This window comes from Salinibacter pepae (assembly GCF_947077775.1).
GTDB lineage: Bacteria > Bacteroidota > Rhodothermia > Rhodothermales > Salinibacteraceae > Salinibacter > Salinibacter pepae.
On the sequence record NZ_CAMTTE010000001.1, the window covers coordinates 3,071,372 to 3,098,007 of the forward strand.

Below are 26,636 nucleotides of genomic sequence, written 5' to 3' on the forward strand. Positions count from 1 at the left end.
CACGGACGCCCGCCGCCGAAGGGCCAGGCGCTCGTCTGTCGGGGGACGTGTGGTGTTGGCGACAGCACTGCCCGTCCGTCGAGGCGGCCGGCTCCAAGAGCCGCACCACCGGGGCGAGCCCGCTCCTAAATGGGCCCCACTAAAAAACGGGCGGACCCCCGCGAAGGGATCCGCCCGCAGAGGCGGCTCAAATGAGCGTGGAAGGGACTCCTGCTACATGCCGTCGTCTTCACGCTGCGGCAGCGAGTCGGCGCGGCGGTACTGCCGCGTGCCGCCCTTCTTCGAGGTGATGCCTTCAACCTGGCCCTGACCACTGGTCATGATGCGGGAGCCGGGCACGCCGTTGTTCTGGTAGAAGCTGGACACGGCCTCGGCTCGGTCCTCCGAGAGCGACTGCACGTTGCGCTCGCCCGGCGCGGCGAAGCCTTCAACCTGCACGCTCAGGTTCGGGCAGTCGGAGAGGATGTCGGCGTTTTCCTGAAGACTTTCCTCTCCCTCCTCGGTCAGCGTGCTGGAGTTGCGATCAAAGAAGGCCGAGTTCATCTCGCTCACGGTGGTGCAGATCTCCGGGAGTACGCGGTTGACGCGGACGGTCACCGTCCGGGTCTCCTCCCCCACATCGTTGGACGCCTCCAAGCGCGCGGTGTACTGTCCCGGCTCCTCGTAGGTGTGGGTGGGCGACTGGCTCATCGACGAGGAGCCGTCCCCGAAGCTCCAGCTCCGTGACACGGGCGTGTCCCCCTGCACGTTGCTGCTGAAGCGCACCGTCTCGCCTTCGTCGACGGGGTTGGGCGTCGCGTTGATCGAGGTGATAGAGGCGGGCTGGGGCGGCGGGACCACGCGCACGGAGATGGTGTCCGAGTCGGAGCCTCCTTCGTTGCTCGCCTGGAACCGGATGGCGTACTGCCCGGTCGAGCTGTAGCTGTGATTCGCCAGCAGTCCGGAGCCGGTCGACCCGTCGCCGAACTCCCAGGTGTAGGTCAGGGGGTCGTCGGCCTCCGCCTCGTTGATTGAGGCTTCGAACGTGCCGGTCTCGTCAGTCTCAAGGGTGTCGGGGCCGCTTACCGACTGCACGACGGGGGCGGTCGCTCCACACCCGGCGAGAAAAAGTCCCCCGACAAGGAGGAGAAGAGGGGCCCAGAGTGAAGAGAGAGAGTGCGCGTTCGAAGAGATATTGGGGTTCATCATAGGGTTGATGGTGTTTTAAAGGAAGTAGAGGCCGAGAGAAGAGAAACGGTGGCTCCCCAGGGCCACCCCCACTGGAGAGTTCAGGGTTTCTACACGATGTGAAGGTATAGAACGTGGTTCGGACACGCAATTGCTTCCCCAAGAATAAATCCGGGGTCTTCAAGAAGAAATCGCCTATGGGGCGGGGCGGCGGTTGGCCCACAGAGGAAAAGGGGGCCGTGGGCGGGACGCCACGTTCGTCCCGGAGACTGCGTTGGCCGGGGCAAATTGGGGGGCCGAACGTGCTACTCCAGCGCATCCACGTGCTTTTCAAGCGTGCTCTTCCGGTTGGCGGCTTTGTTCTCGTGGATGATGCCTTTGGCGGCCAGACGGTCCAGGTCGCCCTTCACGTCGTTGAGAAGTTCTTCGGCTTCTTCCTTGTCGTCCAGGGAGCGGAGGGTTTTGATTTTCGTGCGGACGCGGCTCTTCTGCGACTTGTTGCGCTTCTGGCGCTTTTCATTCTGCCGCATGCGCTTCTTTGCAGATTCGTGTCGGGGCATGGTCTGGGGGTCGGTACGTGAGGAGAGGAGTGTGAGTAGTGTCGATCGGGCCTCCCTGAACGCATCGCACGGGCCGACGACGGGTTCCTGTCTCCCCGTCGAAGATTGTGCGAGTCGCCTCGGAGGGAATAGGTGTTCTTTTCGAAAAGCAGCCTAGAAACCGAAAACACCGCGGTCCGTTCCTCACCGCCAGGATACGTTTCTCCCTCCGCCCCGGACGGGCGGGCTGCTCGGCGGCACGGCCGAATCGGCCTGTCCCGTCCTTCCTCTGGTGCTTGGCAGAAGAAAGGTGTTATGTGGTCGTTCTTCGCGGATCTCGTCCAGAAGGTGGGGACCGAGCAAACCATCGTCGTCATGGACGCGGAGGGGGTGGGCAAGACGCGACGCCACCACGTTCGCCCGTCGCGCATGGTCGCGATGTGGGGAGGGAGCCTGGCGGCGGCCGGTCTCCTCGCGGCCCTTCTGGTCGCATTTACGCCACTGCGTACCCAGATTCCGGGCTACGGAACGGAGGAAATGAAGGAGAATGCCCGCCTCAACACCCTCCGTGTGCGGGCCCTTCAGGATTCGCTCGCCGCCCAACGGGATTACATTCAGCGCCTTCGTCGACTCATCACCGGTCGGGTTGAGCCGGCGCCCGCCTCCGACGGAGCCCGTTCGGAATCTGGGTCGGAAGGGGGGGCAGTGGCAACGGGGGAGGTGGGGCCCTCAGCGGGCGGAGGCGCTTCCGGCGCACCCGCCCGGAACGCCCACCAGCAACCGGCCTTCGCACCGAGCCCCCGTTCGGGCGCCGGCGCGGACGCCCCTGCGGGGCTTTCGTTTCCCCTCTCGCCCCCGGTTGCGAACGGGTTCCCGACCCGAGGCTTCGACGTGGCGACTGGGCACTACGGCATCGACGTGGCGGTGTCCGAGGGCGACTACGTCCGGTCCGTGGGGGGCGGGTACGTCGTCTGGGCCGACTGGGCGCAGGACGGCGGCTACACGATTGCGGTTCAGCATGCCGGTGGATACCTTTCGGTCTACAAGCACAACAAACGCCTGCTCAAACAGCTGGGCGACCGGGTGACGGCCCAAGAGCCGGTCGCGGTAACCGGAAACACGGGCGCCGTGACGACCGGCCCTCACCTACACTTTGAGCTCTGGCAGAATGGCCTTGCCCAGGGGCCGGACGCCTACATCGCAGGCTGGTAGCCGATGTCAGGGCGACTGCCGTACCTCCTTTGGACTTCCATTTTTCGCTGATGGGACTCTTCGCCAACTCGCAAACGGACGACGCTTCATCCTCCATGGCTAACCAGACACGCACCGTTCAGGATCAGGTGAATCTCGTCGGCGAAGGCACGGTCTTCGAGGGAACCGTCCGGGCGAAAAGCGACGTCCGCGCCAGTGGGCGCATCGTGGGGACCCTCGAGGTCGATGGCAAAACAATGATTGCCGAAGAGGGGGAGGTAGAGGGGGAAATTATCGCGACCAACGTCGAGATTGCCGGGCAGGTACAGGGCGAGATTTACGTGGACGAGCGTCTGGTCCTCAAGAGCACCGCCCAGGTGGACGGGACGATCGAGACGGATCGCCTGGTCGTGGAAGAGGGGGCGGAGTTCACGGGGGAGTGCGAGATGGGCACGACCCTTTCTGAAAGCAAGGCGCCCTCTGGGGAGGCGAGTTGGGAGCGCGATTCCGTGCGCTCCGAGCGATCTGAGGCCGAAGACCCGGAGCCGTCGGGCGAGGCAGCTGAGGCGTAGACACGGGCCGGGGCAGGGCCGTGCCGCACAGGCCATCGGTGCACGTTGGGTATGAATCGTTCAGAAGACCGGGCTCACGCTGAACCGGACGAGGCGCCGAGCGACCGCCCCGGCGCTTCTCGGGCCGACGACGAGGGCTCCGCGGAGAAGCGGGGACCGTGGAGGCGTGCCCTCCGTGACATCACCCCGTATCTCGACCTGGGCTGGCGCCTCATGGGGGGGGCCGCCTTTCCGCCCCTCATTGGAGCGTACGTTGACTGGCAGCTCCAGACCGCCCCTTGGGGGTTGTTCGTCGGGGCGGCGATTGGACTCGTGGGGTCCGGGCTTCAGCTCCGACGGCTTCAACACGAATTCCGCTCTTGACGCCGCAGCGGGCCGCCATAACGAGCCCGCCAAGTCTGGGGCGCGCTCCTCCGAAATTCTTTCATGCACGATTCACCGCTTCTCATAAGTCCCGCACCGCCCCGATGCGTAGCTTCAGGGTCGGTGTGGGAACGTTGATGTGCGCAGCGTAGGGGTTTGCCCCACATTCATTGCCGCGCATCGCCCTCACTGACCAACTGCCGGCACCGCGATGACAACTGGGTTGTGGCTGGGTCTCGGAGGGGGAGCCGCAACGGTGGGGCTCCACGTCCTTGCCCGCATGCTGACGCACTACGCGGCCCTGCGGGCACCGGACCGAGAGACGTTCCTGATCATCGAGTTGGGCGGGCTCGGGGGACGAATGGGTCTTGTCTTCGTCGCAATGATCGTGGTCCTCCTGTACGCTCCGGTCCACGTGCCGACGTACGTAGGGACCCTGCTCGGGCTGCTCTTCGTGAGCATCGCGTTCGAGATTTGGATGATTGTCCGACGGATGAGACAAGACGGCCTCATGGCCCGAGATTGAAAGCGCCTAGTCCGTCGTGCACACGATCGCTATTTCATAGATACAGACCTTATGATCGGTCGGGTTCGCCCTCTGCGAATTGTTGCCCTCCTCGTGCTGGGAATGAGTCTGGCATTGCCCGCGGCGCCTGCGAAGGCCGCGGACGGAGAGCTGACCCTTGAGGGCATCGTCAACAACACCATCCTCGGGCACGCCGAGGACGGATACTACCTCAACCTTAAGCCGTTTGCACAGGTTGAGCTCCCGCGCATCATGCTCGTCCGCACGGCGGACGGCGCACTCACCCTCGAGGCGTACGGAAGCACGAAAGGGCTCCTGCAAAACGGGCCGTACGGCCTGGCCGCCCACGGGGACGAGGGGGAAGGGCACGCCGGCCCAATCACGGCGTCGGCCGAGCTCGCAGAAGCCATCGAGGCGAAGGAGCACCTCCACAGCACGGCGGTCCGCACCAGCGGCGAGGTCGTCGCGGACCTCTCCATTTCTCGGCATCTCATCTTCGGGCTGCTGGCGATGCTCATCGTGCTGGGGGCCTTCATTGCCCTGGCACAGCGTTACAAAAGAGAGCACGACCGCCCCGAGGCGCCCCAGGGCGTCTTTCAGAATATGATGGAGGTGCTGGTCGTGTTCGTCCGGGACGAAATCGCGAAGCCCAACATTCCGGACGGAAAGTGGCGCACGTTTCTGCCCTACCTGCTGACGGCCTTCTTCTTCATCCTCGTCGCCAATATTTTAGGGCTCGTGCCGTTTGCGGGGGCGGCCACGTCCAACATCGCGGTGACGGGGGTGATGGCCATCATGACGTTCTCCATCGTGCTCCTCTACGGCTCGTCCGACTACTACAAGGAGCTGCTGACCGGGCCGCCGGACGCCCCTGTTCTCATTCGAATCATCCTGGTGCCCATCGAGATCATCGGTCTCGTAATGCGGCACCTTGCCCTCGCCATTCGTCTGTTTGCAAACATGATGGGCGGATCGCTCATCATCTTCAGCCTCATCGGGCTGGTCTTCATGATGAACGTGATCATGGGAGAGGCGGCGGCCTGGTCGACCACCGTCATTAGCATAGGATTCACCGTCTTCATCTTGCTGCTCAAGCTGCTCGTTGCCTTCATTCAGGCGTACGTATTCACCATTCTCTCGGCCCTCTTCATCGGAATGGCCGTGGAGGAGCATCACCCCGACGGTGAAGAGGCGGCTGAGCCCGACGTCGGCCTCGACGGCCGGGTCGAAGACCGCCTCGACGCCGTGGAAGACAAGATGGAGGACCGCGTGCAGCCGACGACGGCCTAGCGCCGGGGCGATGTCCGGAGGACGCCGTCAGGCTGCGCAACGCACGACCGCTGCACGACCACTCGCACACTGTACACATCACACTCGGAGAAGAACACTATGGACCCCGCTGCTCTTGCATACCTCGCCGCCGGTCTCGGAGCCGGCATTTCTGCCGTTGGCGCCGCGATCGGAATTGGCCGGCTGGCCAGCTCCTCGATGGACGGGGCGGCTCGCCAGCCCGAAGCTGCCGGAGACATTCGAGGCCTAATGATTGTCTCTGCCGGTCTTATTGAGGGTGTGGCCCTGTTTGCCCTCATTATTTGCCTCCTCCTCGTTCTCTTCGTCTAACGGCCGTGCCGAAACGGAACGAGAGGGCGCACGTGCAGTCCACGCTGCCTCGGGTCGGGCACGATTAGAGACTCGACGGTGCGAGGGGCAGCGTTGCAAGCGGCCCGCCCCGCCCAGAAGAACGTGGCCGTCCGCCGCACTCTTCCCGCCACAACGGTTCGGGGATGCGTCTCCCGATGCCACGGCCGAGGCCCACGAGGCGCCCCGAGGCCCCCGCCCGGGGCGGCGGCCCGTTGTCGGCCTCCATCGTGTTGCCCTCGCGCCCGCGCCCTGCAGTTAAATTTCGTCGTCCGGTTTGTCCTTTGCCTATGACCGCCCTGTTTGCCCAGAGCCTCGTCACCCCATCGGTGGGGCTCATTTTCTGGAAAACCGTCGCGTTCCTGATCTTCCTCTACATCCTCTACCGATTCGGGTGGGGGCCGATCACCGAGTCGCTGGAGGAGCGAGAGGAGGAGATTGAGCACTCCATCCAGCGCGCCGAAGAGGCCCTCGAAGAGGCCAAGGCGATTCAAGCGGAGAACGAAAAGGCCCGCCGCGAGGCAGAGCAGAAGGCCCAGCAGATCCTTCGGGAGGCTCGCGACTCGGCCGAAGAGCTCCGCGAGGAGGAGAAGGCCAAAACGCGCCGTGAGATCCAGGAGATGAAGGAGCAGGCCCAGGCCGAAATCGAGCGTGAGAAGCAGGCGGCCCTCCAGGAGCTCCGTGATGAGGTGGCCGACCTCGCCATCGAGGCGGCTCAGAAAATCATCGAGAACGACTTGGACGCCGACCGGCACCGGCAGCTCGTGGACGACGCCCTCGACGACTTCCCGACGAATTAGCGCCCGGGATGGGATGGACCCGGCCCGCGCGCCCAATCTTTTACTCCAGACAGCCGTATGAGCCAGCGCACGGTCACCCGGCGGTACGCCGCCGCGTTATACGAAGAAGCCAACGCGAATGGCGTCCTTGAGGCCGTCGACGAGGACATCCGGATGCTTCTTGAGAGTCTCGACTCCAACCGCCCGCTGGTCCGGGTCTTCGAAAGCCCCGTGATCCCGCAGGACAAGAAGGATTCCATTGTCCGTGAGCTCCTGGGCGATCGGGTCGAAGGCCTGACGGTGCGATTCCTTCGGCTGCTGATCCGGAAGGACCGCGAGACGATGACGGAGGCCATTCTCGATCAGTACCAGACCCTTCGCGACGAACAGCGCGGCATCGTGGATGCGGAGGTCACGGTGGCCCGCCCCCTGGCCGACGAGACCCGCACGGCGCTCGTGAGGAGTCTGGAGGAGAAAACGGGCAAGGAGATTCGCCTCCACCTGCACGAGGACGCGGACCTGATCGGGGGGCTTGTGGTCCGAATTGGGGACCGTGTCTTCGACGCCAGCGTGCGCAGCCAGCTCGGCGCCCTCCACGACCGGCTCCGTGAGGCGACCCTTTCGGAAAATGCCCTCGACGACGGGGCGTAGCCCTCCGCGGCCCGCCGCCGTCCCACTTGTTCTTCACGACTTGATCTCTCGATCCTTCCATGTCCAACGGTAGCATCCGACCCGACGAGGTCACCGACATTCTCCGTCGCGAACTTGGCGATTTTGAAACCGAGGCGGAGGAGTACGAGGCCGGGACCGTGCTGGAGGCCGGTGACGGCATCGCAACCCTCTACGGCCTGAGCAACGCCCAGGCGAGCGAGCTCGTGGAGTTTCCCGAGCAGGACGTGGAGGGCATGGTCCTGAATCTCGAAGAGGACAACGTGGGGGTCATTCTCTTCGGCGACGTCGACGCGGTGAGTGAGGGCGACGAGGCGCGTCGCACCGGACGCATCGCGTCGGTCGGTGTGAACGAGAACATGCTGGGTCGTGTCATCGATCCGCTGGGGCGCCCGCTCGACGGCAAAGGGCCCATCGAGGGCGAGAAGACGGTGCTCCCGCTGGAGCGAAAGGCGCCCGGTGTCATCTACCGGGAGCCGGTCGAGGAGCCCCTGCAGACGGGCATCAAGGCCATCGACTCGATGATCCCGGTCGGGCGCGGCCAGCGTGAGCTGGTCATCGGGGACCGCCAGACCGGAAAGACGGCGGTTCTGACCGACACGATCATCAACCAGAAGAAGACCCACCAGGAGGGCACGGACAGCGGCGATCCCGTCTACTGTGTCTACGTGGCGGTGGGGCAGAAGGACTCGACGGTGGCGCAGGTGCAGCGCGACCTGGAGCGCAACGGGGCGATGGAGCATACGGTGATCGTCAACGCCTCCGCCTCCATGCCGACGCCCCTGCAGTACGTCGCTCCGTTTGCCGGGGCCTGCATCGGCGAGTACTTCCGCGACACGGGGCGGGACTCGCTCGTGTGCTTCGACGACCTCTCGAAGCAGGCCGTGGCCTACCGGGAGCTTTCGCTCCTGCTGCGTCGCCCGCCCGGCCGCGAGGCCTACCCGGGCGACATCTTTTACCTCCACAGCCGCCTGCTCGAGCGGGCCGCGAAGATCATCAGTGACGAGGAGGTGGCCGCCCAGATGAACGGCCTCCCCGATGCGCTCCAGGACAAGGTGCAGGGCGGGGGCTCGCTCACGGCCCTGCCGGTTATTGAGACGCAGGCCGGCGACGTGTCCGCCTACATCCCGACAAACGTCATCTCGATTACCGACGGCCAGATTTACCTGGAGACCGACCTCTTCAACGCGGGCATCCGGCCGGCCATCGACGTCGGAGGATCGGTCTCCCGCGTGGGCGGCTCCGCGCAGGTGGACGCGATGAAAGACGTGGCCGGGACCCTCCGGATCGACCTCTCTCAGTACCGCGAGCTGGAGGCCTTCGCCAAGTTTGGGTCCGACCTCGACCCCTCTACGCAGCAGCAGCTCAACCGCGGGGAGCGGCTCGTCGAGATTCTGAACCAGAACGAGTTTTCGCCGGTCCCGGTCGAGGAGCAGGTCGCCATCATCTACGCGGCCATCAACGGCCACCTTGACGACGTGCCGGTCGACGACATCGAGGACTTCGAGGAGGAGTACCTGGAGCGCCTCCGCCTCCGTCACGAAGACGTGCTGACCGAGATCCGCGAGACCGAAGAGCTTACCGACGCGGCCGAAGAAGCCTTCGAAGAGGTCGCTGCGGACATTGCCGATGTCTACGCTGAGGACGAAGAGGAGGAAGAGGAAGACGTGCTCGCCGACGAAGGCGCGACGGCGTAGCCCCTCGCCGCGGCCCCGCTGCGCGGCGACGCGGCTTGATCAGTCCCCCGCGAACCGATCGGGGCGGCCTCGGACGAAGCGCCCGCGCTTCCTCCACTGCCTGTTGGCCGTCCCCATTCCCACTCCTGCACGACGACCCCCCTGCCTGATCCATGGCGAACCTTCGCGACATTCGGAACCGGATCGACTCGATCGAGAACACCAAGCAGGTGACCCGGGCCATGAAGATGGTGGCGGCGGCGAAGCTGCGGCGGGCCCAAGAGAAGATCTTTCGGGCACGGCCCTACGCGTACAAAATCGGGGAGCTTACCAATCACCTCAAGCAGGAGCTCGACCCCACGGCCCACCCCTTCTTCCAGGCGCCCGACGAGGCCTCCGGGGCCCTGGTGATCGTGATCACGGCCGACCGTGGGCTCTGCGGGTCCTTCAACAGCGACGCCATCAACACCGCGGAGCACCTGATCGAGACCACCTACGCGGAGACGCAGTCGGCGGACGACCTGTTCCTGCTGTGTGTCGGAAAAAAGGGGCACAAGCACTTTCAGAAGCGGGACCACCGCCTCGTCGGTGACTACAAAGGCGTTTTTGACGGCCTCAACTTCGAGGTGGCCCAACAGGTCGTGGAGGATGCGGTGGAAGGCTTCGAACGCGGCATCTGGGGCGAGGTGAAACTCGTCTACAACGAGTTCAAGAACACCATCGTCCAGAACCAGATCGTAGAACCCCTGCTGCCCATCCCGGAGGAGCGGTTCGAGACGCCGGTCATGGAGGAAGAGGCCGATGGCTTTGACCTCCCGGCGAACGGCCGGGCCATCGACTACATCTTCGAGCCGGGGGCCCCTGCGTTGCTTGATGAGCTCGTCCCCCGCTACCTGTACTACCAGGTGTGGCGGGCGCTTCTCGAATCGAACGCAGCCGAGCAGGGCGCGCGGATGGTGGCGATGGACAACGCGACCTCCAACGCCGAGGAGCTGATCGAGGACCTTACCCTTGAGTACAACCGGGCCCGGCAGAGCGCCATTACCCGTGAGCTGCTGGACATTACCAGCGGGGCGGAGGCCCTCGAAGAATCCGGGTAGAACCCAGATTGGGCAGAGCACCCGTTCGCGGCGGGGGGCGTCGCGCCCGTGCAACACTGTCCGCGGCGCAACATACCACAAGACCAGAAGACGGAGAGGTGGCCGAGCGGTCGAAGGCGCTCCCCTGCTAAGGGAGTAAACGGTGATGAGCCGTTTCGGGGGTTCGAATCCCCCCCTCTCCGCCGTCCGCGCCGGTCCCGATCCTGTCGGGACGGGCCTTTTCTTTTTCGGGCCCTCCGCGTTCTGCGTGGGCTTGCCCCTCACGACGACTCTCCCTGATGGCCGAGTCTATGTCCAGTCGTCCCACCGTCGCCATCGCCGGAGCCACGGGCTTTGTGGGCACGGCGTTGCGGGACGCCCTGCGGGACGCGTACAACGTGGTTGGGCTCACGCGATCGCCGGTGCGGGCCCAGGCGAACGCGGGGCCGGCCTCCGCCGAGGAGTGGCGACACGCCGACCTCTTCGACCCCTACGCGGTGCAGGACGGACTGGAGGGGGCCGACTACGCCATCTACCTCGTCCACTCCATGCTCCCGTCGGCCCGGCTCACGCAGGGCCAGGTGGCCGACCTCGATCTCCTGCAGGCCGACAACTTTGCACGGGCGGCCGAAGCGGAGGGCGTCGACCAGATTCTGTACCTCGGGGCGCTCATCCCCGAGGACAAAAGCCCCCTGCCGTCGCCCCTCCGGCGCCGGCTCGAGATGGAGGCGGTCCTCGGCTCCACGTCCGTCCCGCTGACGACGCTCCGGGCCGGGCTGATCGTGGGGGCGGGCGGCACGTGGCTGAGCATGCTGCTCAATCTGGTCCGACGCCTCCCCGTCATGGTCCTGCCGTCCTGGACCCGGGCCGAGACCCAGCCCATTGCCCTCCGGGACGTGGTGCGGGGGCTGGAAAAAAGCCTGGGCAATCCGGAGACGTACGAGGCCACCTACGACGTGGGAGGGCCCGAGGCAATGAGCTACCACGAGATGCTGCTGCGCACCGCCGACGTGCTGGGGCTCCGGCGCCGCACCACGACGGTGCCGATGGAGTCGCCCCGCCTCTCGAAGCTCTGGGTCTGGCTCTTCGGAAGCGTGCCCTGGGCCCTCGTGACGCCCGTGATCGACAGCCTGCGGTTCCAGACGCGCGTGCAGCCGAACGAGATGCACCGGTGGCTCCAGCACGACGCCCTGTCGTTTGAGGGGGCCCTGGAGGCCTCCGTGGACGCACGCGGCCACCCGCTGCCCAACCCGCGAGACGATCTGCGGGAGCAAGAAGACGCCGTCATCCGCGACCAGAGCGTGGTCCGCTCGGTGCAACGCATGCCGTGCCCCCCGGAGTTTACGGCGCGGGACGTGGCGGACGAGTACCTGCGATGGCTGCCGCGCCTGGGGTGGCCCATGCTGCAGGTGCACGTGGAGCACGGGCGGGTCGCGCACTTCGAGCTGCGCCCCGTCGGCACCCTCCTCAAGCTCCGGTTTGCGGCCGACCGCAGTCCCGAAGGGCGGCAGCTCTTCTTCGTGACCGGCGGGCTGCTGGCACAGGGCGACGGCGAGCGGTCCGGTCGTCTCGAATTTCGGCAGGTGCTGGGGGGCGAGGCCGTTCTGGCCGCCATCCACGACTTCTCGCCCCGGCTGCCGTGGTACGTCTACAACAGCACGCAGGCACTCGCCCACCTCGTGGTGATGTGGGGCTTCCGGCAGCACCTGGAGCGCCTCACGCAACGACAGTCCGAAACGCCCTCCGTTTCGTCCGCCCTCCACGGCCCCTCCTCGTAGGTCGTGCCTGCTCTGCCTCACGAACCCTGTTCCGCCCGATCCGCTCGGGCCGTTTTGACCCTCGATGTCTACCTTTGCCGACGCGCCGTTTACCGAGGACCAGGAAGAGGCGTACGACCACGTCTACGATCGCCTCGCGCAGGGCGAGCGGTTTACGGGGCTGCGCGGATACGCAGGCACTGGGAAAACGTACCTCGTGAGTCGCCTCGTGGAGCAGCTGCTGGACGAGGACTGCACGGTGACCGTCTGCGCCCCGACCCACAAGGCGGTGCAGGTGCTGAGCGACGAGCTCGGCGACGCCCCCGTGCAGATGCAGACGCTCCACTCCTTCCTGGGCCTCCGACTGCAGCCGAAACAGGACGGGGAGTATGAGCTGGTGGCGGAGGAGGAACGCAACTTCGCCGAGGGGGTGGTGATCGTCGACGAGGCGTCCATGATTGGCCGTGAGGAGTGGTCCCACATTCAGGACGCGCCCTTCTGGGTGCAGTGGCTCTTCGTGGGCGATCCGGCGCAGCTGCCCCCGGTCAACGAGGACCCGTCGCCCGCGCTCGACGTGCCGGGCCCCACCCTGGAAACCATCCACCGCCAGGCGGCCGACAATCCGATCCTCGAGCTCGCGACCAAGATTCGCACCGGGGCCGACGGCCGCTTCGGCAGCACCTTCGAGGACGGAAAGGGCGTGGCCGTCACGCGCAACCGGGAGGAATTTCTGGACAGCATCCTGAGGGCCTTCGACGCCGACGCGTTTGCGGAGGACGCGACCCACGCCCGGGTGCTCGCCTACCGCAACAAGACGGTGCGCCGCTACAACCGCGAGATTCGCGCCGAACGGTACGGGGCCGACGCGGACCGGTTCGTGGAGGGGGAGTGGCTGGTCGGCACCGAAACCTGGTACTACGATGGCGTGCAGCGGCTCACCAACAGCGAAGAGGTGCGCGTCAAGAAGGCCCAGGTGGAAACGTTCGAGGCCGACGACCAGAGCGAGTGGACCGTCTGGGAACTGAAGATCCGCACGCCGGGGCGCGGCCTCACGCGCACGATTCACGTGCTGCACGAGGAGGAGCGGGAGCGATACGAGAATGCGCTAGAACGCCGGCGCAACAAGGCCGAGGACGACCCGTCCACGTGGGATCGGTTTTTCGACCTCCGCGAGCGCTTCGCCCGCGTCGACTACGCGTACGCCACGACCGTGCACCGGGCGCAGGGCTCCACCTACGACACCGTGTTCGTGGACCACCGCGACCTGCGCGTGTGTCGGGGCGAGGAGCGGGGGGCCCTCCTGTACGTGGCCGTCACGCGCCCGTCCCGGCGGCTTGCACTGCTGGTGTGAAAAGCCAGAGGCGCCTCGGGCCCGGAACGATACGTCCTCACTCGGAACGCCGCTCCGCGACGGCCTCCACCTCCGTCCAGACGCGAAGCAGATTCGTCCCGAGGATCTGCTGAATCTCTGGGTCCGAGTAGCCGCGCCGGAGGAGCTCGGCGACGAGGACGGGGTAGCCCGACGCGTCCTGCAGGCCCTCCGGCAGCGCAAAGACGCCGTCGAAGTCGGAGCCCAGGCCCACGTGTTCGGCCCCGACAAGGCCCACGGCGTGGTCGATGTGGTCGGCCACGTCCTGTACCGTGCCGATCGGATGTTCGTCACGGATTTTTTCTTCGTAGAGAATGGCCTCGCGCGAGTCCTTCGCCCAGCCCCTCGCGTCGATGTGGGCGTTCATCTCCGCACGAATCGGGTCGTCCTGTTCTCGGTATTCGGTGCGCAGGAAGGAGGACCCGAACGTAATCATCACGACGCCGCCCGTGTCGGCAATGCCCTGGATGAGTGCGTCGCTCACGTTGCGTTCCCAGCCGGGGGTGAAGTGGCGGCAGGAGGAATGGGAGGCAATGACGGGCGCCGCCGACGCCTCAATCGCGTCCCGGGCCGTCGCGTCGGTGACGTGGGAGACATCCACCATGATGCCGAGCCGGTTCATTTCCGCCACCACGTCCGCCCCGAACGGACTCAGTCCGCTCCACCGCGGCTCGGCGTCGTCGTAGGACGAATCCCCGAGTCGGTTGTGCGCGCCGTGCGTGAGGGTGATGTGCCGGATGCCGCGCTCGTAGAAGTGCTCCACGTTGTCGAGGTCGCCGCCGAGGCCGGCGCCGTTTTCCATTCCCAAGGGAAGGGCCACGGCCTCCGTCGTGGCAATCTGCCGCACCTCGTTCGGCGAGGTTGCCAGTGCAAACTCGGTCGGGTGATCCGTCGCGATCGTCTCCACCAGGTCGATGAGCGCGTTGGCCCGGTTCGTCGCGGCGGCGGGGTTGCTCTGCAGGTATGGGGGAATGTAGATGGACATGAAGGGCGCGTCGAGGCCGCCGGCCCGGGCCCGCGGGTAGTCGACGTCGCCCCCCACCGTGGAGTCGGCCGGGTTTTCGTAGAAGTCATTCAGGCGGGAGGGCAGGTCGACGTGGCCGTCCACGAGGAGGGAGGCCTGGACGAGGCGGTCGGCCCGGGCCTCGATCGACGCGGCGGGCTGTGCCTGAGAGACCCCGTTCCCCATCAGAAGAAGCACGAAGGAGCCAACGATCAAAGAAGAGGGCGGGGCCGGCATGACGAAGGCGGGGCGGTGGAAAGAAGAATCCTCCAGAGAGGGGACGGGGGGATGCCGAAGCGGGGGGATCACCTGCGCGGTGCAGGGACGGGCAGGCGCTCGCGCAGGGTCTTCAGGTACGACGGGGTGTCGAGAAGCCGCGGGCCGTACCACGAGAACGGCTGGCCGTCCACGACCTCGACCGACGTCTCGGGGAGGGCCTCGCGGAGGTCGGCCGTGAAGGCGTCCTTTTCGTGGAAGGGAAAGGGCTCGCTGGAACAGAGGACGACGTCCAGGTCCTGCCCGGCAAGGTCGGCGATCGTCACGTCCGGGTACCGGGTTTGATCGCCGTAGGCGTTTTCGAGGCCGCCCCAGTGCATCACGTCATGGATGAACGTGTCATTCCCGACGGTCATGTAGGGGTCGCGCCAGATGAGATAGGCGGCGCGGAGGGAAGTAAAATCGGGCAGGGACTCGAAGCGCGAAATAATCTTGCCGACCAGGGTGGAGGTTTGGTCGGACGTTTCCGTGAGCGTGCCCACCGTGCGGATCATGCCGAGGGCGTCCTCAACGGTCTTCACCTCCGTGACGAACACCGGCGCAATCTCATCGAGCGTCTCGACGTCCTCGGCCGTGTTCTCCTCGTGGTTGGCGAGAACGAGGTCCGGGTCCAGGTCGCGGACGGTGTCGAAGTCGACCTGCTTCGTGCCGCCGACGATGGCCTTTTCCGAGCGCCAGTGTTCGGGCCGCTCACAGAAGCGGGTGATGCCGACGACCTCGTCCGCCAGGTCCAGATGCGCCAGCAGTTCCGTCTGGCTGGGCACCAGGGAGAGGATCCGGCGGGGCCGGTGGTCGAGTGTGACGGGGTGGCCGCGGGCGTCGGTGGCGGTAGGCATTGGAAAACTGGACTATGAGAGGGTTGAGTATTGCAAAACGACGGCTTGAGCCGGGTTGATTCCTGGAGAGAAGAATCGTTTCGGAGGCTGGGGCGTGTGGTCGGCCCGCATTCTCCCTTTCAAGTCGCACCCCCCATGTCCCTTCCCACCGAGCCCATCGGCAGCATTCCCCGCCCCGAAGAGGTCATCGAGGGCCTGAAGGCGTACCGACGGGGCGACCTGAGCCAGGAGGCCCTCGATCAGATTGCCGACCGGGCCCTGCGGGCCACCGTCGGCGCGTTCGAGGACACCGGCTCGCCCGTCATCACGGATGGGGAGCAGGCCAAGCCCAGCTTTCTGACCTACCCAATTGAGGGGGCCGACAACGTCGAGCCCGGCGGGGTCGAAATTCCGTTCGAGGCGGGACACACCCGCACCCTGCCCCGCCTCACCGCAGGCCCCTTCCGCTACCAGACCTACGCGGCAGGGTACCTGGAGCGCGCCCAGGCCTACGCGAGTGTGCCGGTGAAGCAGAGCGTCATATCGGCCTCGGCCCTTAGTTTCCTCTACCCGGACGACGGCCTCGACGGGTACTCGCGCGCGGCGTTTCTGGAAGACCTGGTCGACGCGGTGGAGGCCGACATTCGCCGGTGCCTCGACGCCGGGGCGCACGCCGTCCAAATGGACTTTACGGAGGGCCGACTCGCGGTGAAGCTCGACCCCTCGAAGGAGTTGCTTCGCGAGTTTGTGGCGCTCAACAACCGCGTCCTCGACCGCTTCTCCGACGAGGCGCGCCAGCGAATCGGCGTGCACACCTGTCCGGGGGGCGACAAGGACTCCACCCACAGCGCCGACGTGGACTACGCAGAGCTTCTGCCCCTGCTTTTCGACCTGAACGTGGGGCGCTTCTACATGCAGTTCGCCAGCGAGGACGAGCCGGCGCGCGTGCTCGACGTTGTGCGCGAGCACAGCACGGACGCCCAGACGATCTTCCTCGGCGTGACGGACGTGAACGATCCTCGTGTGGAGTCGCCCGAGGAGGTGCGTGACACGATTTTACGGGCGGCGGAGCACCTTTCGCCGGAGCGACTCGGGACCACCGATGACTGTGGCTTTTCGCCGTTCGGGGACGACCGGTCCACGGCCCGACGCACCGCGTTCGACAAGATCGAGGCGCGGGTGGAGGGGACGAGGCGGGCGCGGCAGACGCTCGGGCTTCCGGAATAGCTCATTCCGATTGCGCCAGCGCGTCGGGCAGGCGCTCGGGCAGGCCGCCGAAGCGGCCGTTGCTCATGAGGAGGGCCACGTCGCCGGGCTGCAGCGTGTCTGCAAGGGTGGGGAGCACGGCGTCGACATCCTCGAACACCTCGGCGGGGACGCCGCGGTCGCGGATCGTGTGGGCCACGGCCGTCGGGTCGAGCATCGCGTCGGCGTCGTCGTTGTGACGCACCGGCGGGGCCTTCAGAAACACGCGGTCGGCGGCGTCGAAGGCGGTCCCGTAGGCGGCCTCGAAGCGTGTGCGCCGGCTCGTGTTGGACCGGGGCTCGAAGATGGCGACGAGCCGCCGGTCCGGATGGGCCGCCCGGAGGGCCTCCACGGTGGCCTCTACGGCGGTGGGGTGGTGCGCAAAGTCGTCGACCACGAGCACGTCGTTGGGGCGGCCGCGGACCTGCTGGCGCCGCTTCATGCCCCCGAACGAGGCGAGCCCCGTCGCAATGGTGGAGGGGGACACGCCTTCTCGACGGGCGAGCAGGGCGGCCGCCAGCGCGTTTTGCACGTTGTGCCGCCCCGGGAGGGGGAGGCGGACCTCCTCACGGTGCCGGCCCATGCGCAGGGTGAACGACAGGGCGCTTCCGGTGGGCGTCAGGGCCTCGGCACACACGTCGTTGGAGGGGGCGAGCCCGTAGGTCCGGACCGGGGCTCGGGTGTGGGCGGCGAGGGCCCGCACGGCGGGGGCGTCGCCACAGAGGGCCAGGTGCCCGTCGCGGGGCAGGCGGCCGACGAACTCCTCGAAGGCCCCTCGATAGTCGTCCCGGTCGACAAAGATGTCCGCGTGGTCGAACTCCAGGGAGGTGACGATGGCCGATTGCGGGCGATAGTGCAAAAACTTGGGCTGCTTGTCGAAGTACGCGCTGTCGTACTCGTCGCCCTCCACCACGAAGGGGGCATCCGAGCCCAGCGCGTAGCTCTGCTCCGCGTCCTCCATGACCCCGCCAACAAGAAACCCGGGGTCGACGCCGGCGTGCCGGAGCAGGTGCACGAGCAGGCCCGTGGTGGTGGTTTTCCCGTGCGTGCCGGCGACGACGAGGGGGCGCCGCTCCCGAAGGAAATGATGGGCGAGGGCCTCGGGAAACGACTGCTGCGGAAGGCGCTCCTCGCGGGCGTGTGCGGCCTCCGGGTGGGTCGGCGTGCAGGCGTTGCCGACGACCGTCAGGTCGGGAGGGGGCACGAGGTGCGAGGGGGCGTAGCCGTTGTGGACCGGAATGCCCCGCTCGGCGAGATGGGTGCTCATGGGCGGGTACACCCCGTCGTCGCTCCCCCGAACGTCGCGCCCGGCCTGGTGGAAGAGGCCGGCCAGGGCCCCCATGCCCGTCCCACAGATGCCAATGAGGTGGACATCTTCGATCTGGGCGGGCGGCGGCACGTCGGGACGCGAGAACTGCCGGAGCGACGCGTCCGGCAGGTCGTCGACGGGACGAGGCATACGGCGCTACATCAGGAACGGTCGGAGGGCTGTTCGTCCGTCGGGGACTCCGACGAGGACCGCCGCGCCATCTCGGCGGCCACCTGCGACTCCGTCTCGGCGGTGGTATCGGACTCCAGGACGGTCTCACTGGATGTCTCGGCCTCGGCGTTGGTGGGGGCCTCCAGCGCCTCGTCGGAGACCATGCCCAGCTCGCGGGCGCGCTTGAACCACTGCTTGCGGGCGAGGGCCTGCATGTCCTCCACGGAGTCGGCCTCGTCCACGATCTCAAGCCCGAGGAGCGTTTCGACCACGTCCTCCATCGTGACGACCCCCGCCACCCCGCCGTACTCGTCCACCACGAGCGCGATGTGCTCCAGGCGATCGAGCAGGCGCTCCAGCAGGTCGGGCAGGGCCAGGGTCTCGTGCACCACCAGAATGTCGCGGGAGATCTCCGAGAGGGAGACGTCGAACTCCTCCTGGGCGGCCCGGAGGAGCATCTCGTCCTTGAGCACGTAGCCGGTAATGTCGTCCGGGTCGTCGTCGTAGACCGGAATTCGGGAGAACCGAAACTCGTCGTGCTCCTCCACCATGTCGCCGATCGTTCTGTGCTCCGGCATCTGGAAGATGACGGTGCGGGGGGTCATCACGTCCTTCACCCGCAGGGAATTGAAGCGGAAGAGGTTCCGCAGGATGCGGGACTCTTTTTCCTCGAAGACGCCCTCCTCCTCCCCGAGCTCGGCCATCGCCGTGAACTCCTCGCGGCTGAAGGCCGCCTCGTCCTGGTCCTGCGAGAGCAGGTACGTCAGGCCCTGCGACAGCTTCACGAGGGGCCACATCACGATGATCGTCGCCGTGAGGAGGCGAACGAGTGCCGGGGTGAGCGTTCTCCAGTAGACCGCCCCGAGGGTCTTCGGAATGATTTCCGAGAGAACGAGAATCAGAAGGGTGAGGACGCCCGCGACGATGCCGGTATAGGCCTCCCCAAAGACGACGGCAGCCTGCGCGCCCACGCCGGCCGCGCCCACGGTGTGGGCGATCGTGTTGAGGCTCAGGATGGCTGCCAGCGGGCGGTCGACGTTCTCCTTGAACTGGTGCAGCCGCTTGCCGACCGTGCTCCCCTCGCGCTCCAGGGCCGCTACGTAGGAGGGCGTCACGCTTAGCAAGACGGCCTCCATCACGGAGCACAGGAAAGAGACCCCGATCGCCAGTGCAACGTAGAGGAGAAGTAATCCCATTCGCGATCAGCGGAGAGCTCAAGAACAGTCGGGGGGGACAGGGCCGAAAAGGGGACCCCATCCGGGCGCCCGCAGAGTGCCCAGGACGCGTTCCAGGTCGTGTTGCAAACGGACCCCTCATAAATGCGGATGGGGGCTTTCGGTTTCTTGGGCGCGGCCGAGGCGGTGGGGGCGAGGCCGAAGGCCCCCAGCGGGCGACGGATCCGCCCGGCGGCAATGCGGGCGCAACACGAGATTTTCACGCGTTCGTCCGGGCCCAAGCGGCCGTCTTCCGGCCCCGATGCGACCGTGAAAGACAGAGGGGGCGTCCTCGCCTTCACGTCTTGGGGGGACGATCCGCCTGTGGCGTCGAGGAGTCGCCCGCCGGGGCCCCGTCGCCGGGGGAGCCGTCATCGAGCAGGCTGTCCGTCACGACCGTCTCGCTGACGATTGAGGCGTCGTCCGAGCTGCCGCCAAAGGCCGTCGTCAGGCGCAGGCTCACGGAATCAAATACCGAGTACATGACGGGGACGATGACGAGGGTGAGAAAGGTGGCAAAGGTGAGCCCCGAGATGATGGCCGTCCCCATGGGGCCCCAGAACTGCGTATTTTCGCTTCCGAACTGGAAGTTTGGGGCGAAGTCGGCCAGCAGGCCTACGAAGTCGACGTTGATGCCGAAGGTGAGGGGAACGAGGCCGAGAATGGTCGTGAGGGCAGTGAGGAGGACCGGCCGCAGGCGCGTCGCGCCGCCCTCAACGATGGCCGCCTGCTTGTCCTGGCCGCGCCCGCGGAGCTGCATGATGTAGTCGACCAGCACAATGTTGTTGTTCACCACGATGCCGGCCAGGGCAATGATGCCGATGAAGGTGAAGAGGTTGAAGGGCGTGCGCGTGAGAATGAGACCCAGCAGGACACCGATCATGCTCAGGCCCACGGCGACCATGATGATGAACGGGGCGCTGATCGAGTTGAACTCCACGATGAGGATGAGCAAAATCAGGGAGGCCCCGATCAGGAGCGCCGTCGTGAGGAAGCCGAAGGACTCTTGCTGATCCTCGTTGCCCCCGGTGTACTCCATCGTGTAGCCCGGAGGCAGGCCCTGCCGGTACTCGGAGAGCTCGTCCTGCACGCGGGTTAGCACCTCTGGGCCGTTGTAGCCGGGGGCGGCGGCGCCGGAGACGGTCACCACGCGGTTCTGGTCGATTCGGGTGATGGACCCGAAGCCGGTCCCTTCCTCAATGTCGGCCACCGAGGTGAGGGGAATCTGCTGGCCGCGGGGGTTGGTCACGGTCAGGCTCCCGAGGCTCTCGATGCTCTTCCGGTCCTGCTTCTGGAGGCGCACGGTGATGTCGTACTCGTCCTCCCCGCTGCGGTAGGTGTCGGCCTCCGTGCCCTGGATGGCGGTCCGCACCGTCTGGGCGATCTGGCTCGTCGAGAGGCCGTACTCCGCCGCCTGGGCGCGGTCCACGTCGACCTGCACCTCGGGCCGTCCGGTGTTCAGGTTGTCGGTGACATCGACGAGGCCGGGGAGGCGCCCGCTCTGGGCCGCGTCCGTGAGCCGGCGCTTGACCTCGTTCGAGATCTGGACAATCCGCTCAAACTCCGGCCCCGAGAGTTCAATGTTGACCGGGGGGCCGGTCGGGGGGCCCTGCTCCTGCTTCGTAAACTCAATCTCGGTGCCCGGAATGCCCTGCAGTTGGGCACGCATCTTCTCCAGGGTGCGGGTGGACGACTCCGGCCGCTCGGCGTAGTCCACCATGTTGAGGGAGACGCGGGAGCGCTCGGGCTGCTGGGCCCCGCCGCCGAACTGGGCGTCCCCGCCCACCCCCACATTTACCAGGAGGTTTTCGATGTTGGCCTCCGAGTTCGGGTTCTGGTCCAGCAGCGTCAGGATGCGGTCCCCCACCGTCTGGGCGATGCGGTTGGAGGCCTCGATGTTGGTGCCCAGCGGCGCCTCGGCGGTAATTTGCACCCGGTTCGGGTCCGTGTCGGGAAAGAACGCCTGGCCGGTGGGGGCGACCAGGTAGAGCCCGACGATGAGCACGAGGCCGCCGAGCGAGCTGTTCAGGAGCGCCGCCCGGGTGTCCGTCAGCAGAAGGCGGTCGCGGGTGTTGAAGAGGGCCCCAATGAGGCCCACCCCCACGACGAACACGGGGGCCGCCGCCAGGCGAAGCAGGGTCCTGAGGCCGATGCCGCCGGCAAGGTAGTTGAGCCCGAGCACGGCGAGCATCACGGCGAGCAGGCCACCGCCCCCCTTCACGCTCGTCCAGCCGCCCAGGTAGATGCTTTCGAGGGTGTGCACCAGAACGCCGAGGGCGCCGAGGGCCGCCAGCGCGCCGCCCGGCACGAGCAGCAGCAGGCCGGCGGTCTGGCCGGCCACCGTCGTGATCAGGCCGCCCCCGGCGGCCAGCAGGGCGCCGGCGGCCAGGGCCGTCAGCGCGCCCGTGTTGCGCAAGAAGGCGTACGGCACCGAGTAGTCGCGCTCCAGCATCCGCTGCAGGTAGCCGCGGTACCAGCGGATCAGGCGCGGCAGGCCGCTCTCGACGAAGCGATCGCCGATGGGGGACATCACGTAGACGTGCAGAAGGTAGAGCGCCGGAACCGCCGTCGCGACCACGACCAGCGTCTTCCAGTTCGCGATGCCGAGGGTCACGCCCAGGAGCAGAATCAGCCCCACGCCGCCGTATCGCGCCAGGGCCGGCCACTGCGAGGAGCCCTTCTCCCCGTTCGATCGGCCCTTCACCTCCACGAAGAAGCCCGTAATGACCGGGTTGATGATGAGGGCCACGAACAGCGAACTCGTGAGCGTAATGATGAGCGTGAGGGGCATATAGCTCATAAACTCCCCAATGATGCCGGGCCAGAGCAGCATCGGAGCGAAGGCCGAGACCGTCGTGGCGGTGGCGGCGACCACCGGCCCCCCCACTTCGGCGGTGCCCAGCCGGGCGGACTCCCACCGCGAATAGCCCTGCTCCCGGAAGCGGTAGATGTTTTCGATCACCACCACCGCGTTGTCCACCAGCATGCCCAGGGCGATGATGAGGGAAAAGAGGATAATGAAGTTGAGGGTGTACCCTAGCGCCTGAAAGACGAGGAAGCTGGTAAACATGGACAGCGGAATGGCGATGCCCACGAGCGTGGCGTTGCGCACCCCCAGGAAGAACAGCAGCACGGCGATCACGAAGATCAGGCCGCTAATGATGTTGTTCTCCAGGTCCGTCACCAGCGACTGTACGTTCTCACTCTGATCCCCGGTCAGCAGCACCTCCGTGCCGCTGGGAAAGCTGAACGCATCGAGGGTCGACTTCACCGCGTCGGAGGTCTCCAGAATGTTGGCGCCGGGGCGCTTCGTGACGTTTAGCGAGATGACCTGAGCCGTGCGGCGCTCCGACGCGGGCACGGATACGGTTTCGCCGTCCGCGCGCTCTCGCTTCAGGACGCGGAGGCGAGAATAGGACGTGCGGTCCTTGAAGCCGAAAATGACGTCCGCGACGTCTTTCACCTGTACGGTGCGACCGTTCGCGGTGGTCTTGACCACCAGTTCTTCGATCTGCTGGGCCGGCTGGTCGAACTGGCCGTCAACCCGAACGAGGTAGTTCAGTCGGTTCACGTCGATGGAGCCCCCCGGGATGTTCGTGTTCTCCTGCTGGATGGTGTTCACCAGGCTGTTGTAGGAGACGTTGTAGTTTTTGAGGGCCGCCAGGTCCACGTTCACCTGCACCTCGCGCGTGAGCCCCCCAATCAGGTTGGCCTCCAGCACGCTGGAAATGCCTTCGAGGTCGTCCTGCAGGTCCTCGGCCACCGTCTTCAGCCGCGCCAGCGAATAGGTGCCGGAGAGGTTGACCGTCATGATGGGGAACTGGTCGGTGTTGATCTCGTCGACCAGCGGCTCCTCTACGGCCTCGGGCAGGTCGGGCTGGGCGCGGTCCACGGCCCGGTTCACCTCCTGGTAGGCCTTGTCCGTGTTCACGTCCGGCGTAAACTCGACGACGATGGTGGAGACCCCCTCCGAGGAGGTGGAGCGCATCTCGTCGATGCCGTTGATGGAACTGATCTCCTGCTCGATCACCTGAGAGACGGTCGACTCCACGTCGCTCGGACTGGCGCCCGGGTAGACCGACGTTACGACGATCTGCGGGAACTCGATCGACGGGTTTGACTCCTTCGGAATCGTGAGGTAGCTCGCCAGCCCGCCGACCGCCAGGATCAGCGTGAAGACGGCAATTGCCGTGCGGTACTTGATCGAGAGGTTCGTGATCGTCATCGCGGAGGGGACGGATGGTGCAAGGCAGAGTGTCTATCGCGGCGTGGGGGGCGCCGCCCCTTGCCACTGAAGGGCATTCCTGTTCAGTCCTGTTCAGTCGGTCGGCGGGGTGGGCAGCGACGAGCTGCCCTCGTACGGCGTGCCCGCCGCCGTGGTGCTATCGTACTGCTGGGCAATGCTGACCGGGGCCCCCGGGGACACGTCGTTCTGTCCCACAACGATGACCTCGTCGGTGGCGGAGAGGCCCGACTCTACGACGACGCGTCCCCCGCTGGAGGGGCCGAGCGCGAGGGTGCGTTTCCGGGCCACGTCCGTCGAGTCGGTTCGCTCCGCCACGTAGGCGTGCGTGCCGGACTCGTCCCGAACGACGGCCGAGCGGGGAATCGTGATGGCGCTGTCAATGACGGCGCGGGTGACACGGAGGTTGACGCCCATCTCGGGCTTCAGTGTGCCGCGCTCGTTCGACACGGTCGCCTCGATGCTGAAGGTGCGGCTCTCAGGGTCAATTGTGCGTCCCACGAACGTGACTTCGGCGGTGCGGACCCCCGCCCCGTAGCGCCGAAAGTCGAGCTGCACGGGCGTGCCCACCTGAATGTCGTTGGCGTAGCGCTCCGGAACGCCGGCGGTGACCTTGACCCGTCGGGTGTTCACCAGGCGCGCGATTCGAGTGCCCGGCGAGGCCTGCTCGCCCACCTCCGTAAACCGCTCCTCGATGCTGCCGGCAAAGGGCGCTCGTATCTGCGCGTTGTTGAGCCGGGTTTGGGCCTGGGAGAGCGCGGCCCGGGCCTGGTTGCGCTCCGAGCGCACCTGCTCAAACTCCAACGCGCTGATCACGGAGTCGCGGTACAGCGGCTGCTGGCGCTGGAAGCGATCCCGGGCCAGGTCGTACTGGGCGCGTGCCTGCTCGACTGCCGCCTCGGCCTCTTCTGCGTCGATCTCGGCCACGATCTCGTCCTCCTCCACGCGCGTGCCCAGGTCCCGAAGCATCGTCACGGGGCCGCTGGTCTGGGCCGAGAGCGTGGCGTCGTCGAGGGCCTCCACGCTGCCGGTCAGGCTAACGACATCGGTGAACGAGCTGGGGGACAGGACGAGGGTTTCCACCCGCGAGGCCTGGGGCGTGCGCCCCTGACCGGCCCCCTCCGAGGCGGCGCCGTTGGTACACGCAGTCGTTCCTGCCAAGAGGCTGAGGAGCAGTGCGGCCGCGACCGGGCGCGACCAGGAGAAGAAAGAAACCGTGGGCCAATGCATCGCGAAGCGGGGAAACGTTGTCGGAAAGGGAGAAGGGCCGAAAGGCATGACGCGTAGACGGAGCCGTTCTGACGCGGACCGCCGGGGCGGGCGGAGACGGCGCGTTATTCGAGACGGGCGGTCTCGAAGGAGGCGGCGTCCGGCACCCCGGCGGGCTGTCCGACGGCGGTCTCGAAGGCGCTCTTGGCGTTCAGGTAATCCCGGACGGCCCGCAGGTAGTTGAGGCGGCTCTGGTCGAGCTGCCGCGAGGCCTCGCGCACCCGAAACGGGCTGGAGACGCCCTGCCCGAGTCGCTGCTGGGCGAAGCGGTAGTTGGTGCGGGCGGTCTCCAGGTTCGTGGACTGGGATTGAATCCGCTGGCGCGCCGCCTCCAGATTCCGCAGGGCGCGTTGCACCTGAATGCGGACGGACTGGCGGAGCTGAGACACCTGCAGCTCGGCGCGCTGCACCGCCACCTCCTGCTGTTGAATGCTCGACCGCCGCTGAAAGCCGTCGAAGAGGGTCCAGCTCAGCTCCAGGCCGACGCTGAGCGAGGGGTTCCAGTACGAGTCCGCAAAGACACCCCGTGTCCGCGTGTCGAACTCAAACGGGTCGGTCGGGTCCGAAATCACGGAGGTCCGGTCGCTCGGGACGCGCCCGGACATCGACAGGTTTGCCACCGCCGCGACGGTGGGAAAGTAGCGGGCCTGTTCCGTGTCCTTGCGCACCTCTTGCAGCTCGGCGTTGAGGCGGGCCCGCTCCAAATCTGACCGGTTTCGGAGGGCCCGATCTACGGCACTCTGGACCGAGACCTCCGCGTACTGGTCGCGCGGGCCGGCCTCTAAGTCGTCGGTGAGTTGGATTGCGGCGTCGGCGTCAATGCCCATGGTCTGCTTCAACCCATCGAGGGCCGAGGCGTAGTCGGAGCGGGCCTGCACCAGTTGCGTCTCGCGGTTGGCCCGCTCCACCTCTGCGCTCAGGCGCTCGGACTTCGGCACGGTGCCGGCCGAGACCTGCTGGGACACCTCCCGGAATGTCTCTTGCGCCCGCTGTAGGCCCTGCCGGGCCACGTCGATCTGCTCGCGGGCCAGCAGGGCGTCGTGGTAGGCCTGCCGCACCTCGTTGACGAGCACCCGCTTTTGCCGATCGAGGGCCGTCTGGTTGAGGTCCTTGAGCGTCTGGGCCCCCTGCACCGCCGCGATGGCCTGGCCGTTGTAGAGCGTCTGCCGGAGGCGGAGGGCCCCGTTGAACTGGTTGGCCACCCCAAATGGATTTCCTCCTCCACTGCCCGGCGTAATGCCGGCCTCTCGGCGCCCGGCCTGCTGGCGCCTCCGAAACTCCTCGATGGTGATGGGGGCGGTATTCGGGTCCCCATCCGTCCGGCGCTGTTCGTTGAACGTAACCCACTCCGACGCGCCGCCGCCGGAGAAGAGCCCTGTAACGTCGCTGCCCGCGAACGGGTTGGCGGTCCTGATATTGCGGGTGTAATTGCCGGTGGCGTCGAGCTGGGGGTACAACCGCCCCCACGCGCTCTGAATGCGGGCGTCGGCGTTGCGCACGTCGAGCTGCACGTCCCGCAGGGAATAGCTCTCCTCCAGGGCGACCTGAATTGCGTCGGTGACGGAGAGCGGGGTGCCCGACCGGCCACGCGCGGATGCCCGGTCCTGTGAGGGGGCTGGGCGGGCTGTGGTGTCCGAGGGGCGGATCGGCTCAATCGGCTGGGCCGGTGCGGCCGACGGTGCCAGAAGAACCGCGCAGGCGCACACCGCAAGCCCGACGGCCAAAAGCGAGGAATAGAAGGTACGCATGAGAGGCGTCGTCACGTC

General features: G+C 66.6%; 22 protein-coding genes and 1 tRNA gene. 14 read left to right on the forward strand and 9 right to left on the reverse strand.

Features of this window, described 5'->3' with window-relative positions; all coding sequences use genetic code 11:
• Nucleotides 1-213: 213 nt before the first annotated feature.
• Complete coding sequence (locus OJA40_RS12830) at nt 214-1,074, reverse strand: PKD domain-containing protein (protein ID WP_263809203.1); 861 nt, start codon at nt 1,072-1,074, stop codon at nt 214-216.
• A gap of 398 nt (nt 1,075-1,472) precedes the next feature.
• Nucleotides 1,473-1,727, reverse strand: coding sequence for a 30S ribosomal protein S20 (gene rpsT / locus OJA40_RS12835; protein ID WP_208427486.1), 255 nt, complete (start codon nt 1,725-1,727; stop codon nt 1,473-1,475).
• Between the two features lie 294 nt (nt 1,728-2,021).
• Here rpsT and OJA40_RS12840 point away from each other — a divergent pair, with 294 nt between their 5' ends.
• The 13 genes from OJA40_RS12840 (at nt 2,022) to OJA40_RS12900 (ending at nt 13,307) form a co-directional block, all read left to right on the forward strand.
• Nucleotides 2,022-2,918, forward strand: coding sequence for a M23 family metallopeptidase (locus OJA40_RS12840; RefSeq protein ID WP_263809202.1), 897 nt, complete (start codon nt 2,022-2,024; stop codon nt 2,916-2,918).
• A 95-nt stretch (nt 2,919-3,013) separates the two neighbouring features.
• Nucleotides 3,014-3,469 (forward strand): bactofilin family protein, encoded by a 456-nt coding sequence (locus OJA40_RS12845; RefSeq protein ID WP_231847387.1) that lies wholly within the window; start codon nt 3,014-3,016, stop codon nt 3,467-3,469.
• Nucleotides 3,470-3,520: 51 nt separating this feature from the next.
• Nucleotides 3,521-3,832 (forward strand): AtpZ/AtpI family protein, encoded by a 312-nt coding sequence (locus OJA40_RS12850; RefSeq protein WP_208427122.1) that lies wholly within the window; start codon nt 3,521-3,523, stop codon nt 3,830-3,832.
• A 280-nt stretch (nt 3,833-4,112) separates the two neighbouring features.
• The gene (locus tag OJA40_RS12855; protein ID WP_208427125.1) at nt 4,113-4,358 is read left to right on the forward strand and encodes a hypothetical protein; all 246 of its coding nucleotides are present in this window, start codon (nt 4,113-4,115) and stop codon (nt 4,356-4,358) included.
• 102 nt (nt 4,359-4,460) lie between these two features.
• Complete coding sequence (atpB, locus tag OJA40_RS12860) at nt 4,461-5,648, forward strand: F0F1 ATP synthase subunit A (protein ID WP_263810838.1); 1,188 nt, start codon at nt 4,461-4,463, stop codon at nt 5,646-5,648.
• Between the two features lie 99 nt (nt 5,649-5,747).
• Nucleotides 5,748-5,978 carry an ATP synthase F0 subunit C gene (gene atpE, locus OJA40_RS15520; protein ID WP_011403674.1) on the forward strand — a complete coding sequence of 77 codons (231 nt, stop codon included), beginning with the start codon at nt 5,748-5,750 and terminating at the stop codon, nt 5,976-5,978.
• Nucleotides 5,979-6,286: 308 nt separating this feature from the next.
• Nucleotides 6,287-6,796, forward strand: a complete 510-nt coding sequence (gene atpF / locus OJA40_RS12870; protein ID WP_263809198.1) for a F0F1 ATP synthase subunit B — start codon at nt 6,287-6,289, stop codon at nt 6,794-6,796.
• 57 nt (nt 6,797-6,853) lie between these two features.
• Nucleotides 6,854-7,426, forward strand: coding sequence for an ATP synthase F1 subunit delta (gene atpH, locus OJA40_RS12875; protein WP_208427119.1), 573 nt, complete (start codon nt 6,854-6,856; stop codon nt 7,424-7,426).
• A 59-nt stretch (nt 7,427-7,485) separates the two neighbouring features.
• Nucleotides 7,486-9,141, forward strand: coding sequence for a F0F1 ATP synthase subunit alpha (atpA, locus tag OJA40_RS12880; RefSeq protein WP_208427118.1), 1,656 nt, complete (start codon nt 7,486-7,488; stop codon nt 9,139-9,141).
• Nucleotides 9,142-9,293: 152 nt separating this feature from the next.
• A complete protein-coding gene (atpG, locus tag OJA40_RS12885) occupies nt 9,294-10,220 on the forward strand; it encodes an ATP synthase F1 subunit gamma (protein WP_208427117.1) in 927 nt (308 codons plus the stop codon).
• Between the two features lie 92 nt (nt 10,221-10,312).
• Nucleotides 10,313-10,402: transfer RNA gene (locus OJA40_RS12890), tRNA-Ser, on the forward strand.
• A 108-nt stretch (nt 10,403-10,510) separates the two neighbouring features.
• Nucleotides 10,511-11,977 carry an NAD(P)H-binding protein gene (locus tag OJA40_RS12895; protein ID WP_263810839.1) on the forward strand — a complete coding sequence of 489 codons (1,467 nt, stop codon included), beginning with the start codon at nt 10,511-10,513 and terminating at the stop codon, nt 11,975-11,977.
• A 64-nt stretch (nt 11,978-12,041) separates the two neighbouring features.
• The gene (locus OJA40_RS12900) at nt 12,042-13,307 is read left to right on the forward strand and encodes an ATP-dependent DNA helicase (protein WP_208427115.1); all 1,266 of its coding nucleotides are present in this window, start codon (nt 12,042-12,044) and stop codon (nt 13,305-13,307) included.
• 37 nt (nt 13,308-13,344) lie between these two features.
• Here OJA40_RS12900 and OJA40_RS12905 read toward each other — a convergent pair whose 3' ends face one another.
• Both OJA40_RS12905 and OJA40_RS12910 read right to left on the reverse strand, forming a co-directional pair.
• Nucleotides 13,345-14,565, reverse strand: a complete 1,221-nt coding sequence (locus OJA40_RS12905) for a dipeptidase (protein ID WP_263810840.1) — start codon at nt 14,563-14,565, stop codon at nt 13,345-13,347.
• A 68-nt stretch (nt 14,566-14,633) separates the two neighbouring features.
• Nucleotides 14,634-15,440, reverse strand: a complete 807-nt coding sequence (locus OJA40_RS12910; RefSeq protein WP_208427487.1) for a helical backbone metal receptor — start codon at nt 15,438-15,440, stop codon at nt 14,634-14,636.
• Between the two features lie 135 nt (nt 15,441-15,575).
• On the opposite strand from OJA40_RS12910, the gene OJA40_RS12915 reads away from it, so the two are divergent.
• Nucleotides 15,576-16,646 carry a cobalamin-independent methionine synthase II family protein gene (locus tag OJA40_RS12915; RefSeq protein WP_208427488.1) on the forward strand — a complete coding sequence of 357 codons (1,071 nt, stop codon included), beginning with the start codon at nt 15,576-15,578 and terminating at the stop codon, nt 16,644-16,646.
• Nucleotide 16,647: 1 nt separating this feature from the next.
• Here the strand turns inward: OJA40_RS12915 and OJA40_RS12920 are convergent, their stop codons facing one another.
• From OJA40_RS12920 to OJA40_RS12940, 5 genes are all read right to left on the reverse strand, one after another.
• A complete protein-coding gene (locus OJA40_RS12920) occupies nt 16,648-18,123 on the reverse strand; it encodes a UDP-N-acetylmuramate--L-alanine ligase (RefSeq protein WP_208427489.1) in 1,476 nt (491 codons plus the stop codon).
• Nucleotides 18,124-18,134: 11 nt separating this feature from the next.
• The gene (locus tag OJA40_RS12925; protein WP_208427490.1) at nt 18,135-19,340 is read right to left on the reverse strand and encodes a CNNM domain-containing protein; all 1,206 of its coding nucleotides are present in this window, start codon (nt 19,338-19,340) and stop codon (nt 18,135-18,137) included.
• A 316-nt stretch (nt 19,341-19,656) separates the two neighbouring features.
• Complete coding sequence (locus OJA40_RS12930) at nt 19,657-23,583, reverse strand: efflux RND transporter permease subunit (RefSeq protein WP_263810842.1); 3,927 nt, start codon at nt 23,581-23,583, stop codon at nt 19,657-19,659.
• 93 nt (nt 23,584-23,676) lie between these two features.
• Nucleotides 23,677-24,831, reverse strand: coding sequence for an efflux RND transporter periplasmic adaptor subunit (locus tag OJA40_RS12935; RefSeq protein ID WP_263810843.1), 1,155 nt, complete (start codon nt 24,829-24,831; stop codon nt 23,677-23,679).
• 104 nt (nt 24,832-24,935) lie between these two features.
• A complete protein-coding gene (locus OJA40_RS12940) occupies nt 24,936-26,618 on the reverse strand; it encodes a TolC family protein (protein ID WP_263810844.1) in 1,683 nt (560 codons plus the stop codon).
• Nucleotides 26,619-26,636 lie beyond the last annotated feature (18 nt).

Bases quoted from the DNA above. Each gene is read 5' to 3' on its own strand.
- OJA40_RS12925 (WP_208427490.1), bottom strand. From the start codon at position 19,340: ATGGGATTACTTCTCCTCTACGTTGCACTGGCGATCGGGGTCTCTTTC.
- atpH (WP_208427119.1), top strand. From the start codon at position 6,854: ATGAGCCAGCGCACGGTCACCCGGCGGTACGCCGCCGCGTTATACGAA.
- OJA40_RS12905 (WP_263810840.1), bottom strand. From the start codon at position 14,565: ATGCCGGCCCCGCCCTCTTCTTTGATCGTTGGCTCCTTCGTGCTTCTT.
- OJA40_RS12895 (WP_263810839.1), top strand. From the start codon at position 10,511: ATGTCCAGTCGTCCCACCGTCGCCATCGCCGGAGCCACGGGCTTTGTG.
- atpE (WP_011403674.1), top strand. From the start codon at position 5,748: ATGGACCCCGCTGCTCTTGCATACCTCGCCGCCGGTCTCGGAGCCGGC.
- OJA40_RS12935 (WP_263810843.1), bottom strand. From the start codon at position 24,831: ATGCATTGGCCCACGGTTTCTTTCTTCTCCTGGTCGCGCCCGGTCGCG.
- OJA40_RS12850 (WP_208427122.1), top strand. From the start codon at position 3,521: ATGAATCGTTCAGAAGACCGGGCTCACGCTGAACCGGACGAGGCGCCG.
- OJA40_RS12940 (WP_263810844.1), bottom strand. From the start codon at position 26,618: ATGCGTACCTTCTATTCCTCGCTTTTGGCCGTCGGGCTTGCGGTGTGC.
- OJA40_RS12920 (WP_208427489.1), bottom strand. From the start codon at position 18,123: ATGCCTCGTCCCGTCGACGACCTGCCGGACGCGTCGCTCCGGCAGTTC.
- OJA40_RS12910 (WP_208427487.1), bottom strand. From the start codon at position 15,440: ATGCCTACCGCCACCGACGCCCGCGGCCACCCCGTCACACTCGACCAC.
- rpsT (WP_208427486.1), bottom strand. From the start codon at position 1,727: ATGCCCCGACACGAATCTGCAAAGAAGCGCATGCGGCAGAATGAAAAG.
- atpA (WP_208427118.1), top strand. From the start codon at position 7,486: ATGTCCAACGGTAGCATCCGACCCGACGAGGTCACCGACATTCTCCGT.
- OJA40_RS12845 (WP_231847387.1), top strand. From the start codon at position 3,014: ATGGCTAACCAGACACGCACCGTTCAGGATCAGGTGAATCTCGTCGGC.
- OJA40_RS12855 (WP_208427125.1), top strand. From the start codon at position 4,113: ATGCTGACGCACTACGCGGCCCTGCGGGCACCGGACCGAGAGACGTTC.
- OJA40_RS12840 (WP_263809202.1), top strand. From the start codon at position 2,022: ATGTGGTCGTTCTTCGCGGATCTCGTCCAGAAGGTGGGGACCGAGCAA.
- OJA40_RS12930 (WP_263810842.1), bottom strand. From the start codon at position 23,583: ATGACGATCACGAACCTCTCGATCAAGTACCGCACGGCAATTGCCGTC.
- atpG (WP_208427117.1), top strand. From the start codon at position 9,294: ATGGCGAACCTTCGCGACATTCGGAACCGGATCGACTCGATCGAGAAC.
- atpB (WP_263810838.1), top strand. From the start codon at position 4,461: ATGAGTCTGGCATTGCCCGCGGCGCCTGCGAAGGCCGCGGACGGAGAG.
- OJA40_RS12915 (WP_208427488.1), top strand. From the start codon at position 15,576: ATGTCCCTTCCCACCGAGCCCATCGGCAGCATTCCCCGCCCCGAAGAG.
- atpF (WP_263809198.1), top strand. From the start codon at position 6,287: ATGACCGCCCTGTTTGCCCAGAGCCTCGTCACCCCATCGGTGGGGCTC.
- OJA40_RS12900 (WP_208427115.1), top strand. From the start codon at position 12,042: ATGTCTACCTTTGCCGACGCGCCGTTTACCGAGGACCAGGAAGAGGCG.